The 13,868-nt window shown below is 32.1% G+C and carries 12 protein-coding genes; 8 read left to right on the top strand and 4 right to left on the bottom strand.

Annotation, left to right across the window (positions count from 1 at the left end):
- Positions 1 to 19: 19 nt before the first annotated feature.
- From pgl to A4F88_RS12430, 4 genes are all read right to left on the bottom strand, one after another.
- Positions 20 to 736 (bottom strand): 6-phosphogluconolactonase, encoded by a 717-nt coding sequence (gene pgl, locus A4F88_RS12445; protein WP_068842930.1) that lies wholly within the window; start codon positions 734 to 736, stop codon positions 20 to 22.
- A complete protein-coding gene (zwf, locus tag A4F88_RS12440; protein ID WP_068842929.1) occupies positions 717 to 2,249 on the bottom strand; it encodes a glucose-6-phosphate dehydrogenase in 1,533 nt (510 codons plus the stop codon). Before zwf ends, pgl begins: the two co-directional genes overlap by 20 nt.
- A 27-nt stretch (positions 2,250 to 2,276) precedes the next feature.
- On the bottom strand, positions 2,277 to 3,686 hold the full coding sequence (gene gndA, locus A4F88_RS12435) for an NADP-dependent phosphogluconate dehydrogenase (RefSeq protein WP_068842928.1): 1,410 nt from the start codon (positions 3,684 to 3,686) through the stop codon (positions 2,277 to 2,279).
- 433 nt (positions 3,687 to 4,119) lie between these two features.
- Complete coding sequence (locus tag A4F88_RS12430) at positions 4,120 to 4,473, bottom strand: helix-turn-helix transcriptional regulator (protein ID WP_068842991.1); 354 nt, start codon at positions 4,471 to 4,473, stop codon at positions 4,120 to 4,122.
- Positions 4,474 to 4,864: 391 nt separating this feature from the next.
- Here A4F88_RS12430 and A4F88_RS25445 point away from each other — a divergent pair, with 391 nt between their 5' ends.
- The 8 genes from A4F88_RS25445 to A4F88_RS12395 all read left to right on the top strand — a co-directional run bounded on the left by A4F88_RS25445 (position 4,865) and on the right by A4F88_RS12395 (position 13,793).
- Positions 4,865 to 5,026, top strand: a complete 162-nt coding sequence (locus A4F88_RS25445; protein WP_156062663.1) for a hypothetical protein — start codon at positions 4,865 to 4,867, stop codon at positions 5,024 to 5,026.
- A 217-nt stretch (positions 5,027 to 5,243) separates the two neighbouring features.
- Positions 5,244 to 6,800 carry a vitamin K epoxide reductase family protein gene (locus A4F88_RS12425; RefSeq protein ID WP_068842927.1) on the top strand — a complete coding sequence of 519 codons (1,557 nt, stop codon included), beginning with the start codon at positions 5,244 to 5,246 and terminating at the stop codon, positions 6,798 to 6,800.
- A gap of 11 nt (positions 6,801 to 6,811) precedes the next feature.
- The gene (locus A4F88_RS12420; protein ID WP_068842926.1) at positions 6,812 to 7,642 is read left to right on the top strand and encodes a DUF6625 family protein; all 831 of its coding nucleotides are present in this window, start codon (positions 6,812 to 6,814) and stop codon (positions 7,640 to 7,642) included.
- Between the two features lie 11 nt (positions 7,643 to 7,653).
- Complete coding sequence (locus tag A4F88_RS12415) at positions 7,654 to 9,879, top strand: peptidase domain-containing ABC transporter (protein WP_068842925.1); 2,226 nt, start codon at positions 7,654 to 7,656, stop codon at positions 9,877 to 9,879.
- A 3-nt stretch (positions 9,880 to 9,882) separates the two neighbouring features.
- Positions 9,883 to 11,175, top strand: coding sequence for an HlyD family secretion protein (locus tag A4F88_RS12410; protein ID WP_068842924.1), 1,293 nt, complete (start codon positions 9,883 to 9,885; stop codon positions 11,173 to 11,175).
- Positions 11,176 to 11,389: 214 nt separating this feature from the next.
- Complete coding sequence (locus A4F88_RS12405; protein ID WP_068842923.1) at positions 11,390 to 12,652, top strand: tyrosine-type recombinase/integrase; 1,263 nt, start codon at positions 11,390 to 11,392, stop codon at positions 12,650 to 12,652.
- 11 nt (positions 12,653 to 12,663) lie between these two features.
- Positions 12,664 to 13,413, top strand: a complete 750-nt coding sequence (locus A4F88_RS12400) for a hypothetical protein (RefSeq protein WP_068842922.1) — start codon at positions 12,664 to 12,666, stop codon at positions 13,411 to 13,413.
- A 98-nt stretch (positions 13,414 to 13,511) separates the two neighbouring features.
- Positions 13,512 to 13,793 carry a helix-turn-helix domain-containing protein gene (locus A4F88_RS12395; protein WP_068842921.1) on the top strand — a complete coding sequence of 94 codons (282 nt, stop codon included), beginning with the start codon at positions 13,512 to 13,514 and terminating at the stop codon, positions 13,791 to 13,793.
- Positions 13,794 to 13,868: the final 75 nt, after the last annotated feature.

The raw sequence follows: 13,868 nt of genomic DNA, 5'->3' as shown, positions 1-13,868 counted from the left end.
AGTCATAAAAAACAATTTCTTAATTCTCGCCGGCAGCACTTTTATCTACCAGAAATAATAATTCTCCCGAAACAGGTTTAATCAATTGCATTGGGTAAGTTGCAGGATTGTATGCTCCGGTTGTTACCTCTTTTAAGGCTGGAGCTTTTTTCTCTCCAAAGGCAACAACAATAATTTTTTCGGCTTTATTAATTAATGGCGCTGTCAATGTAATGCGAAACATATTTTGAGGTTCAAGGTAGTAAGCAGCAACCCATTTATTCTGTTCCTCTAATACTGCCTGACCAGGAAAAAGAGAAGCTGTGTGTCCATCATCTCCCATTCCTAATAAGATGAGGTCAAATTTTCCTTCATCTCCCAGCACTTTTCGAATAGATTGTTCATATGCATAAGCAAATTCTTCAGCAGTAACATCATCTTTGTACATCTCAAAAATATTTTCAGACGGAATAGGAACGTGGCTTAATAATGTAGTATAAGACATTTTTGCATTACTCAAGTCATCACTAAGCGGAACCCAACGCTCATCTCCCCAGAATATAAAAACTTTACTCCAGTCTATTTTGCTTTTATAGTCATCCGAAGCTAATAATTTGTAAATTCCTGCAGGAGAAGAACCTCCTGTAAGAACGGCTGTAAATTTTCCTTTTTCGGCTATTGCTTTTTGTGCGGCTGCTGTAAAAAGATCTGCAGCTGTAGTATTAATTTCTGCTGTATTATTGTATATCTGTATCATTTAAAACTTCTTCTTTTGTTTGTGTATTTGGAATCCAGGCGTGCCCCTGACGTGCCAGTAATTCGTCGGCTTCTTCAGGTCCCCAGCTTCCTGCTTTGTAATTAGGGAAATTGGTAGGTGCCGTAGTTTTCCATACTTGCTGTATTGTATCAATAGCATCCCAGGCTTGTTCTACCTGATCCCAACGCATAAATAGAGTAGGATCTCCTGCCAAAGCATCTGCAATCAGTGTTTCATAAGCTTCTGGTGACATGGTTGAGCATGAAAAATAATCAAATATCATTTCTGCCGGTCTTAATGACAATGAAAGACCTGGTTTTTTGGTCATAAACTGCAGTTTAATATCCATAGCAGGCTGAATGTTGATAATTAGTCTGTTTGGAGTCATGCCTTCTTTTCCATATGAAAATGCAGAATGCGGAACCGGTTTAAATTGTATAATGATCGAAGATTGTTTTTCTTCCATTCTTTTTCCGGTGCGCAAATAAAACGGAATTCCCTGCCATCTCCAGTTGTCCAGATAAATCTTCATAGCAACATAAGTTTCGGTATTAGAATCCGGAGCAATTCCTTTATCCTGACGATATCCTGGAACGGGTTTTCCTTTTACAATACCGGCATCATACTGACCTCTTACTATATAATGATCTACTTCATCAGGTTTAATTCGGCGAATAGATTTCAGGACATCTGCTTTACGGTTACGAATGTCATCTGCCTCCAAAGAAGCCGGAGCTTCCATAGCCGTCATACATAAAATTTGAAGCAAATGATTCTGAATCATGTCTTTTAATGCTCCAACGCCTTCGTAAAATCCGCCTCGTTCTTCTACGCCAACTTCTTCTGCTACTGTAATCTGAACAAAATCAATAAAATTACGGCTCCATAAAGGCTCGAACATCGAATTTCCAAAACGGAAAGCAAGAATGTTCTGAACCGTTTCTTTGCCTAAATAATGGTCGATTCTGTAAATCTGTTCTTCTTTAAAAGTCTCCGAAAGCATTGCATTAAGCGCAATCGCTGAGGTTTTATCATAACCAAAAGGCTTTTCAATAATGATACGATCCTGTCCGGCATTTGCAGCAAGACCTATTTTTTTGATATTATTAGAGATTGTAGTGATGAAAGAAGGAGTAATCGAAAGGTAAAAAAGACGATTGGCACGTTCTCCAAAAGCCTGATCAATACCATTTATTTTCTCGTTTAATCTTTGATAAGATTCTTCTTTGTCAATATCAAGGCTTTGATAGGTGATATGAGAAAGAAATTTTTGAGTCTCCGGATCAGAAAGTCCTTTTTTTCTTGAAAAAGTCTCCAGATTTTCTAAGACATAACTGCGGAACTCTTCATCACTTTTTTCGGCTCTTCCTAAAGCAATAATCTGAAATTTCTTCGACATACGGCCGTCAAGATACAGATTTTGAAATGCGGGAAAGAGTTTTCTTTTTGCCAGATCTCCGGTTCCTCCAAAAATAACTATGATTGTTGGATTTATATTTTTGAACTTACTCATTTTGTGTGTTGTGTTGCTTATAGTTCTTTATTCAGACCATTGTGTGTGAAAAACACCTGTTTTATCGATACGTTCGTAGGTGTGAGCTCCAAAATAATCACGCTGTGCCTGAATTAAATTTGTTGGAAGATTTTCAGATCGGTAGGCATCAAAATAGGCTAATGAATTCATAAGTCCCGCTACAGGTAATCCTTTTTGAACTGCAAACTGAATTACAGCTCTCATTCCTGCTTGGTTTTCAGTTAATTTTGAAGCTATTCCAGAATCTAAAAGTAAGTTTGGTAAATCAGATTTTGCGACATACGCTTTTCTGAAATCTTCCAGAATAGTCGCACGAATGATACAGCCCCCGCGCCAGATTTTAGCAACAGTTTCCAGGTTTAATCCATAATTATATTCTTTAGAAGCAGTATGAAGCTGAGCTAATCCCTGAGCATACGTTACAACAATAGAAAGGTATAATGCCGATTTTAAAGCAGCAATTGCTTCGCTTGTATTTACATTGCTTTCAGGAGTATTCCAAACTAAGTTTTTTGCAGCTTCAATTCTTTCAGGTTTTGTTTTAGACATATCGCGCATTATAACAGCAGCGTCGATAGTTGGAACCGGAACCTGCAAATCCATTGCATTTTGAGAAGTCCATTTTCCTGTTCCTTTAGATTTTGCCCAATCTGAAATTTTATTGATAAGAAGGCTTCCGTCTTCGTCTTTTTGTTTTAAAATTTTTCCGGTAATTTCAATCAGATACGATCTTAGGTCATCCGTTTGGTTCCATTCTTCAAAAGTTTTCTGAATCGTTTCATCGTCTAAGTTATAACCTCTTTTCATAAGGTCATAAATCTCAGAAATCAACTGCATAATTCCGTATTCGATTCCGTTATGAACCATTTTTACATAGTTTCCGGCAGAACCGTTTCCTAAATATTCGACACAAGGTTCACCGTCTACTTTTGCAGCAATAGCTTCAAAAATAGGACGAAGTCTTTCGTATGCTTTCTGATCACCGCCCGGCATCATAGCAGGACCAAATCTGGCACCTTTTTCTCCGCCTGAAATTCCCATTCCGAAGAAATGAATTCCTTTAGCAGACAATTCTAAAAATCTTCTGTCGGTATCAGTAAAATAAGTGTTTCCACCATCTATTATAATATCGCCCTGGTCTAAATGAGGCAATAAACTGGCGATAGCACTGTCAACAGGTTTTCCGGCAGGAACGAGCAGCATAATAGCTCTTGGTTTTTGAATAAGCTCTACAAAATGTTTAACATCTGTTGTGGCTTCAATGGTATGATCAGGATCTGCTTCTTGTTGAAGCGAGTTGACTTTTTCGGTATCCAAATCTAAACCTGCAGCCGCAAAGTTATGGCTCGCAATATTTAAAAGTAAGTTACGGCCCATTACACCGAGTCCTACAATTCCAAAATCAAATTTGTTCATAGTTTTCAATTAACTAAAATTATTAGAAGAATGTTTTTTTGAAAAAAATGTAAGAGAAAAAACAGTAATGCTTTTTCATTCAGTTCTTTGCAGAAAAACAAAGTTTGTTCGAATCTTATATTTTAAGATTTACTCCGCTAAGTTAGAGAAAAATGATGAAAAACTAAGGGTAAAATAGTCCGCTTTTGGGGGTTGGTTGTGATAGTTTTTAAGTATAAAAAATACACTTAATTTGAAAAACAGACTATTGAATCTAAAAAACACAATAATTGATTTATACTTTGATAATCATACCTATTTAAAAGTGTTTTATTTGATGATTCATAAAAAAAGCCTGTAGACTTATTTGTTTACAGGACTTTTTCGAGAGTTGCTTATGCTTACTAAAGGACTAATTATGTTTTAAATTTAGAAATCTTGATTTATTTTAACATTATAATGAGAATTTTTCAAGCTGTGATTTTAGATATCTGTTTTCATACTCTAATTTTTCAATATATTTTTTCATTACATCAAGTGTAAAATTATTGTAGTCATTGCTGTGTTTATCTGGATTAATGTTGCTTTTTTCACTATTTAAAATATATATGCCGTCTTCAGGTTCATAAATTGCTTCCATATTTGTTTCTAAAATTTTAGCAAGACTGTCCCATTCACTTTTGGTAATTTTAGTTATGCCGGATTCTCTTCGGCTGTACTGCGATTGTGTCATTCCTAAAAGATGCGCAATTTCTTCCTGCGTTTTATTTTTCTCAATCCGTTTAGTAATTAGTTTTTGTTTAATCATAATGGTTATTGTTTGATATTTTGTTTTTGGGTTTCTCGAAAAATCAGCGTCTTTTTTTGTGTTTTTTCTCACTTTAAGAGGGTAGCAACTTAGAGAAATTTATTTTATCGAAGAAAAAAAATCGTAGGATATGTAAGATAAAAAGCACTACAAAAACACATCAAACACCCTTAGAAATTTAATATTGACAATAAATATGTCAGAATCAGCATATTTTATGCTTGAAAAAGCATTGTAGGAGAAATATTTAAATTTCAATTTTGAAAAAAATGTAACAACTGTTAATTTTTTAATGATTTGTGCGCAGAGTCGTTTTCTAATTTTCAATACTACATTTTTTAAATATTATTATTAACAATAACAAAAAAATCAGATTATGAAAATTCAAAAAATGAGTCTTGCTAACGCACAGGGAAAATTATCAAGAAACGAAATGAAAACAATTATGGCAGGAAGCGGATGTCCTTCTGGAACTTTTCCTTGCTACTGTAATGGTAATTATAATGGATGTAAAAGCAGTGTTCAAGAATGCTGGGATGCTTGTCCTAGATAATAAGTGACACTTAACTTCTAAAGTTAATATTTAGTAAAGTGCTTTCAAATTATACTTCACAAGTCAAAAATTTTTAAATGCTTACTAATTGATAATTTTTTAAGCTATAAGCACTATTTCACAATTTTGCTTATAGCTTATTTAATATAAAGATGCCAAGTAATCACTGGGCAAAATACTGTTAAACACTCCTTGCTACACAGAAATATAAAATTTTATGAATGAAGATTTTAATTACCTTTTTCAATATTTGGAAAAAGAAAATATAGTTATTGATAAATCTGAATTTGATTTTCAGATACAGTCACATCCGGATTACCCAACTTTATTATCTGTGGTTGATACTTTAAGTTTTTTTAATATTAAAAATGGTGTTCTTCAGGTTGATCATGCAGAAATTGATGCTTTACCGGATCATTTCGTTGCACTTTTAAATCTGGGCGAGCAGCAGCTTTGTTTTATAGAAAAAAAAGGTGAAAACTATACTTATAAAAAAGGCAGTAATACAACTGAAGAGTATGTCGTTATACCCGAAGTATGGAGCGGATTTATTTTGTTATTAGAAAAACCTGAAAATGAAGTATTGCCAATAGCTTCTAAAAAAAGTTTTAGCTGGCTGTTACCAGTCTTATGTTTTGTTTTGTTTTCTTCTTATTTGTTTTATACGCCAAGTAATCTGATAACTAAATTATTTTTTGTTTTTCCTGCTATTGGAATTTTGTTTTCTATCGCGGCACTTAAGGATTTATTTGGAACAAAAATAAAACTGCTGAATAGTTTTTGCAATATGGCTTCGTCAACAAGCTGTTCGACAGTTGTGAACTCTGATAAATGGAAAATTTTTGAAATCATAAATTTTAGTGATTTAAGTGTAGTTTTCTTTGTTTCTCAATTAACAGGTTTTTTTTCTTTACTGCTTCTGGGTGACACAGCAACCTATTTTTCAATACAAAAAGTTCTGCTTTTAGGAGCGCTGCCTATTTTATTGTTGTCTTTGTATTTTCAAAAAATGGTAGAAAAAAAATGGTGCCCAATTTGTCTTACTATAATGAGTGTTGTACTGTTGGAGTTAACTTATTTGTTTGTATTTGAGAATACTGTTTTTGCTTTTTCTCCTGTTTCTATTATTGTTTTTTCATTAGTTGTTCTGACTGTTGTTACCATTTGGATTTCGCTTAAAGAAATACTTATCAAACAAAAAGAATTAAAAGAATATCAGCTAAAAGCCATTCGATTTGAAAAAAATTATGATGTTTTTAGAAATTCTCTGCTCGCAAAAGAAAAAACCGAAATGCTGCAAAGTCCGCTGCTATTTGGCAACAGAGAAAGTTCAACAAAAATTGTCCTTATATCAAATCCTTTCTGTGGTTATTGCAAAGATGCACATACTGTAATAGAAACTATTCTGGAAAACTATTCAGATGATGTACAAATAGAACTTGTTTTAAAAGCAGATCTGGAACGCGAAAACGAACATTCAGTAAAATTGTTTAGAAGTCTGATCAATATTTATATGAATGAAGGCGAAAAAAGCTTTTTAACAGCACTGCAGGCATGGTTTGAAAATACGAACCTGACAGCATGGCTTGAAAGATTTCCTAGAAATATAACATCAGAATTTGATTCAATATTTGATTTTCAATACAAATGGTGCGAAGAAAACGATTTTAATTTCACGCCGGCTATTCTTATAAACGGATATGAATATCCAAAAATGTATGATAGAAAGACTTTGCCATTTTTTATAAAGGATTTCATCGAAGACGAATTTTAAATATTGACAAAATGAAATCAATAGCTGTACTAACATGCTGGTATGGAAAATATCCGTGGTATTTTCCCTATTTTATACACTCCTGCACATTTAATCCAACTGTGGATTTTTATATTATAACAGACAATACTGACTTTATACCCGGAAAACCGGATAATGTCATCATTATATATAAAACAAAAGCCGAGATAATTGCCAATGCTTCTGCAAAATTGGGATTTACTGTAAATATTGACGACCCTTACAAGCTTTGTGATTTTAAACCTGCGTATGGTTTCTTTTTTCCGGAAATTATAAAAGATTATGATTTTTGGGGCCAGAGTGATTTGGATATTATTTATGGAAATGTGAGGGATTTTATAACAAATGAAATGCTCAATAAGTTTGATTTTATTAGCGTGAGACATGATTATACAACAGGATGTTTTGCTTTATACAGAAATAATGAAGTAATGAATACTTTTTTTATGAGAAGTAAAGATTACAAGAAGGTGTTTTCTGAATCAAAACACTTTTGTTTTGACGAATGCAGTTTTGCCTGGGATGCGTTGACAGCCGGAATGTCAATATTTGATTTACAAACAGAGGTTGAAAGTTTTACGCATCTTATTAAAAAAGCAGAGCAGGAAAAAGAGATTGAGGCTCATTTCGATTTTATTCTTCTGGAAGGATTAACCGGCAGAATAACTTTTGATAATGGACGGATTTACTATAAAAATCAATTTGAAGGAATAATGTATCATTTGTTTTGGTTTAAAAAGGATTATATACCTGAGAAAACACAGAGAAAAATTCCAAACAAATATTATTTAAGTAAAACCAAAATTTATCATTCAAGATAAGTGTAAAATAAATGAAAAATTTTAAAAAGTTTCCGAATTTTAAACAGGAAGAGTCTAAAGACTGCGGGCCAACCTGCATTAAAATGATAGCAAAATATTATGGAAAAACTGTTAATATTCAGGAACTTCGTGATTATAGTGAGACAAATCGCGGCGGGAGTAATTTATTATCATTAAGTGATGCTGTCGAAAAAATAGGGTTTAGGTCTATAGGTATTAAGTTAAATTTAAAAAGACTTGATGAAATGCCTCTGCCTTGTATCTTGTTTTGGGATAACTGCCACTATGTTGTACTGTACAATATTAAAAATAATTTTTACTACGTTTCTGACCCGGCGATTGGTTTGGTGAAATATTCTAAAGAAGATTTTGTGAAAAATTGGATTGGGAGAAAAGCCAATGAAACTACATCAGAAGGAATTGCTTTGTTTTTAGAACCTACTCCAAAATTTTATCAAAGTGAATTTGATGCGGAAGAAAAAAATACAGTTGGATTTTCATTATTAGCCAAATACATACTGCCTTATAAGTCTTTTGTTGTACAGCTGGTTATTGGTTTAATAGCGGGGAGTTTTTTGCAGCTTATTTTTCCTTTTCTTACACAAAGCATTATTGATATTGGTGTACAAAACAGAAGTATTCATTTTATTTATTTGATTCTTTTTGCGCAGTTATTTCTGTTTTTTGGAAAATCAGCTTTAGATCTTATCCGCAGTTGGATACTGTTGCATCTTTCTACCCGAATAAACATTTCACTTATTTCAGATTTCTTTATTAAATTAATGAATCTTCCCATTTCATTTTTTGATGTAAGAATGACCGGAGATATTCTGCAGCGCATCAATGATCATCACAGAATAGAACGTATCCTGACGACTTCGTCACTTAATGTTTTGTTTTCTACTATTAATATGGTAATCATGGGAGGCGTTTTGGCGTATTATAATATCCAGATTTTTGTAGTGTTTTTTCTTGGAAGTTTCTTTTATTTTCTTTGGATGGCACTTTTTCTTAAAAAAAGAGAAGTTCTCGATTATAAACGTTTTGCAGAAATAAGTAACGAACAGAGTAAAGTTATTGAGCTTGTAAACGGCATGCAGGAAATAAAGCTCCATAATGCCGAAAAACAAAAACGTTGGGGATGGGAATATATACAGGCAAGACTTTTTAGAGTTTCTATGAAAGCATTAATATTAGAACAGACACAAACTGTAGGTTCAAACTTTATTAATGAATTAAAAAACATAATTATAATTTTCTTCTCGGCAAAACTGGTTATTGACGGTTCCATTACACTAGGTATGATGCTGGCCATTAGTTCAATTGTGGGAAGCTTAAATGGCCCGATAACGCAGCTGGTTGATTTTGTGAGAGAATTTCAGGATGCTAAAATATCGATGGGACGTTTATCTGAAATACACCAAAGAGAGGACGAGGTTGAGCAGGAACAGCATCAGACTCATGATGTTCCAAAAGATTTTGATATGATTATTAATAATTTGTCTTTTCGTTACACAGGATCAGATACTCCTGTTCTTAAAGATTTAAATCTTACCATACCAGCCAATAAAATTACGGCTATAGTAGGAACAAGCGGCAGCGGCAAAACAACTTTAATGAAACTGTTGCTCAAGTTTTACGAGCCGGATAAAGGAGACATAATTCTTGCAACTCAAAGTGAAAATGCCTTTTCTTCGACATCTCTTTCAATGATAGCGCAAAAAGCATGGCGCGGCACTATTGGCGCTGTTATGCAGGAAGGGTTTATTTTTAATGATACAATCGCAAACAATATTGCAATTGGTGAAGATAGAATTGATAAAAAAAGACTGCTGTATGCGGCAGATGTGGCTAATATAATGAGTTACATTAATGAACAGCCTTTGGGCTTTAATACTATGATTGGTTCTGAAGGAATAGGAATGAGTACAGGACAAAAACAAAGACTTCTTATTGCAAGAGCGGTTTACAAAAATCCCGAAATGTTGTTTTTTGATGAAGCTACTTCGGCACTTGATGCGAATAATGAGAAAGAAATTATGCATAAACTGAATCTTTTTTTTAAAGATAAAACCGTTGTGGTTATTGCACACCGATTAAGCACGGTAATGAATGCTGATCAGATTGTAGTTTTAGACAAAGGAAAAATCATCGAAATAGGAAATCATACCACTCTTGTAGAGCAGAGAGGAAATTATTTTGAGTTAGTTAAAAATCAATTACAGCTTGGAAATTAAATTATGGAGCAAGATATTACACTAGAGTTAAGAAGTGAAGAAATTCAGGATGTGCTTTCAAAAACACCCATTTGGATGATTCGATGGGGAACGATTGTAATATTTTCAATAATCGTTATACTGTTTTATGTGTCATACATTATAAGATATCCGGATGTTGTAAGTACAGAAATTGTCATTACAACTAATATTCCGCCGGAGAAATTAGTCTCTAAATCATCCGGCCGAATAGAAGCCATACTAATAAGCGATAAAGCAACTGTTAAAAAGAATACGACACTGGCAGTTATTGAAAATTCAGCAAACTATAAAGATGTCTTTTTACTCAAAAATATTATTGCTGATTATGATATTAACGATACAAAAAAAGAATTTCCTTTTGCCGTAATGAAAAACAAACAATTAGGTGAAATTGAAAGTGCTTTTGCTATTTTTCAAAAAGACTATGAAGTTGAAAAACTAAATGAAAATTTGCAGCCTTTTCAAGTTGAAAATAAAGCACAGATTTCTGAAAAAGTTCAAATTAAAGAAAGGTTAGAAATTCTACAACAGCAAAAAGTAATTAATGAAAGCGAATTACAGCTTCAGAAAAATGAAATTACCCGATTTGAAACGCTTTTTAATAAAGGAATTATTTCGGCTCAGGAAATAGAAACCAAAAAACTGAGCTATTTACAAGCCCAGAAAAATTACAGAAGTCTGTTATCATCGATTTCTCAATTAAGATCTTCTTTGATAGATAATACAAAAATGAGTGATAACTCACAAATAAGTGGTACTAAAGAAGAAGTGAATCTAAACAGGAATATGGCACAGTCTTTTTATCAGTTAAAAAAAGTGATAAAGGAATGGGAGCTTACTAATACCTTAAGATCTTCGGTTAGCGGCGTAGTTACTTTTTTGCAGGTTTGGACAGAAAACCAAACGATTAATGAAGGAGATAATGTTTTTTCGATTATTCCGGATAAAGAAAATGGTTTTGTTGGAAAAGTAAAAGCAACACCTTTAAATTCAGGAAAAATAAAAGTTGGTCAAAACGTAAACATAAGACTGGCTAATTTTCCTGATAGGGAATTTGGAGTATTAAGAGGTAAAATTCATAATATTTCGCTGGTTCCGGACAAAGATGGAAACTTATTATTAGATGTTTCACTTCCAGATGGTTTGCAGACATCTTACAGGAAAAGAATCCCATTTCAGCAGGAAATGAAAGGAAAGGCTGAAATCCTGACAGAAGACTTAAGATTAATAGAAAGAATTCTATATCAGTTTAAAAGTATTTTTGAGCAGGTTTAACTTTTTTGGGGTTATAAATTTAAAAAAGCCTGTAAACATTGAGTTTACAGGCTTTTTTTGTGGAGTCGCCGGGTATTGAGCTAGTTATATTTCATTTGGTTGTTGATAAGTGATTTTCAGTAAAAACGCCCTGTTTTACGGGAATTGTTATATTTGTTAATATTGAGTTTTTATAACTAATTATAACATTATTGTCAACTAAATTGTCAACTGAATGAAATACACTTTCAATCTTAAAGAACCTAAAAGCGATAAGGAAACATTGATTCTATTTTCATGCTATTTCAAAAATGAAAACAGAAAATTTGTTTTTTCGACTGGAGAAAAAATCCTTCCTGAAAATTGGGATTTTGAAAACAGATTCCCTTATGTAAGTGGTAAAAAGAAATCAAAGTTTGTTCAAAGTATAAAACTTCAATTGAACCGTTATTCAGATTTGTTTCTAGAAACAGAAAGTCTATACAAAAGAATAAATGAATCCTTTACCTCAAAGAATTTAAAAAAGGTATTTGAAGAAGAGTTCAAAAAAGCTCCTGCAGGGAAAAATATATTCTTTGATGCTTATGATCAATTTCGGGAAGAAAAAGAAAAAGGGAAAGAATGGTCGGAAGCAACAATTAAGCGATATAAAAACATCAAGAACATTCTTGAAAACTTCGAAAAAGCTAGAAAATTTAAATTAACATTCAGTAAGATTGATGAAGTTTTCCATAGAGAATTTACTTCTTACTGTATGGATGATCTGAAGCATATAAATAATACTTATGCTAGAAATTTGGGTCTTTTTAAAACTTTTATGTTTTGGGCGAAGAAAAATAAATTTACTTACAATGATAATTTTATAGAGTTTAAAAAGGTTGAGAGAGTAATTACGAATCAAATTGCATTAACTATCGAGGATTTAAATAAATTGATGCAACATGAATTTAAGAGTGTAAAACATGAAAAAGTTCGTGATGTCTTTGTATTTGCATGCGTTACAGGAATGCGTTTTGGAGAACTTTCTTTAGTAAAAAGAAGTACTGTAACTAACGATTTTATACTACTTAAAGAGGATAAAGACGAAACAAAAGAAACCAGAGAAATACCTTTAACAAGTATCTCAAGATATATTTTGACGAAATACGATTACAAGCTTCCATTAATAGCAAATCAAAAACAAAATAAGTATATAAAAGAAGTTTTTGAAGTAATGGAATACAACAACAAGGTTCAGAAAGTAACAACCAAAGGGAAAGAAAACATCAAGGAAGAAATGTTCTTTTACGATAGGATAAGTACACATACTGCGAGAAGAACTTTTATTACCATGATGAAAAGACAGGGTAAAAGCGATAAATTGATTGCTTCCATAACCGGGCATAATGATATGAAAACATTGAACCAGTATTATCAAATAAGTGAGCCTGAGAAAAAGGAAGCCATGGATCAAGTTTTTGATGTTGAAATACCACTAAAAATAGTTGGAGAGAACTAGTTTGCTATATTATGAAAAAACACCCAATCTTATATCTACGAGGATTTAAAGAACAATTTGACGAAACGTTTTTATTTATTCGATCAGTAACAGGAAACAAGCAATTTAGCTTCTTTATATTGAGTTTTGCATTGTTTTTTGTTTCATTCTTTTTTATATATCAAGGTTTTATTAATAGATCAAATTCAATTCAAATATTCTTTTTTATTGTTGGCATCTTACTGTTTTTCTTCGCACTCATATTTATGGTAACTGCATATTCTGATAAATTTCCAGAATTACGTAGTGGAAAAGTTTTGCAAGCAACTGAAAAGAGTATCAATGCTAATGAAGAGTCAAATATTTTTGATATCGAATTTCTTGAAAAACTTTTCGCTATCATTGAAAAACATAAAGTGTATGGTAAAACTAATGGACAATTTGGTTTGCCAGGTTATAGATTTAAAAGTAAAACACAATTAGCAGTTTTGCTAAACTTGATAATGTTTGATTCACACAGTAAAAAGTTTTCGAATGTAAATCAAAAGGTCTTTTTAAAAAGCTTTAAAGAACATTTTAAAAAGCATTATTGCTTAGATGATCAACAATTTAAAGACGAAATAGATTTTTCCGATGCATATTTTTCTTCAAATATTAAAAAAACTTTATTCGAATTTGATAAAATGAACATTAGTAAGATTATTGGATTGAACAATCAATCTGAATATTTTGAATTGTATAATGAATTTTCAAAGATTCTTATAGTTGAAAATATTTCATAATTAATAAGTATTTGCTTTATCTAACTTTATTACACTTTATCAAGTAAATCAAGAGGTAAGGAGCTATAACATTGCTCGAAATTTAAATCGACAACGTTATGATGCAAAATCCATTTGAAACAATTCAATCTGAATTGAAAGAGCTAAAAGGTTTAGTTACTCAACTTTTAACTAAACCTGAAAAAGACTTATCTAATAATATTTATACTATCAAGGAAGCTGCAGAACTTTTGCATGTGGATAGTCAGACTATTAGAAATCACATTGAAAGAGGTAATATTAAAGCCTCTTTCATTGGGAGAAGAATTTTAATAAATCATGAGGAATTATTTGATTCTCTTAATGAAGTGAAATCCCTAAAATATAAAAGACAAGCATAGAAAGTGCAATTTCTGTGCTTGTCTTTTTTTTGTTAATCTATTGTATATGGCAAATATACAATTAAATCTCTATTG

The sequence above is a fragment of the Flavobacterium chilense genome, from assembly GCF_001602525.1.
Classification (GTDB): Bacteria; Bacteroidota; Bacteroidia; order Flavobacteriales; family Flavobacteriaceae; genus Flavobacterium; species Flavobacterium chilense.
The sequence above is the reverse complement of the archived record's forward strand: the minus strand, read 5'-3'. Positions and strand labels throughout refer to the sequence as shown.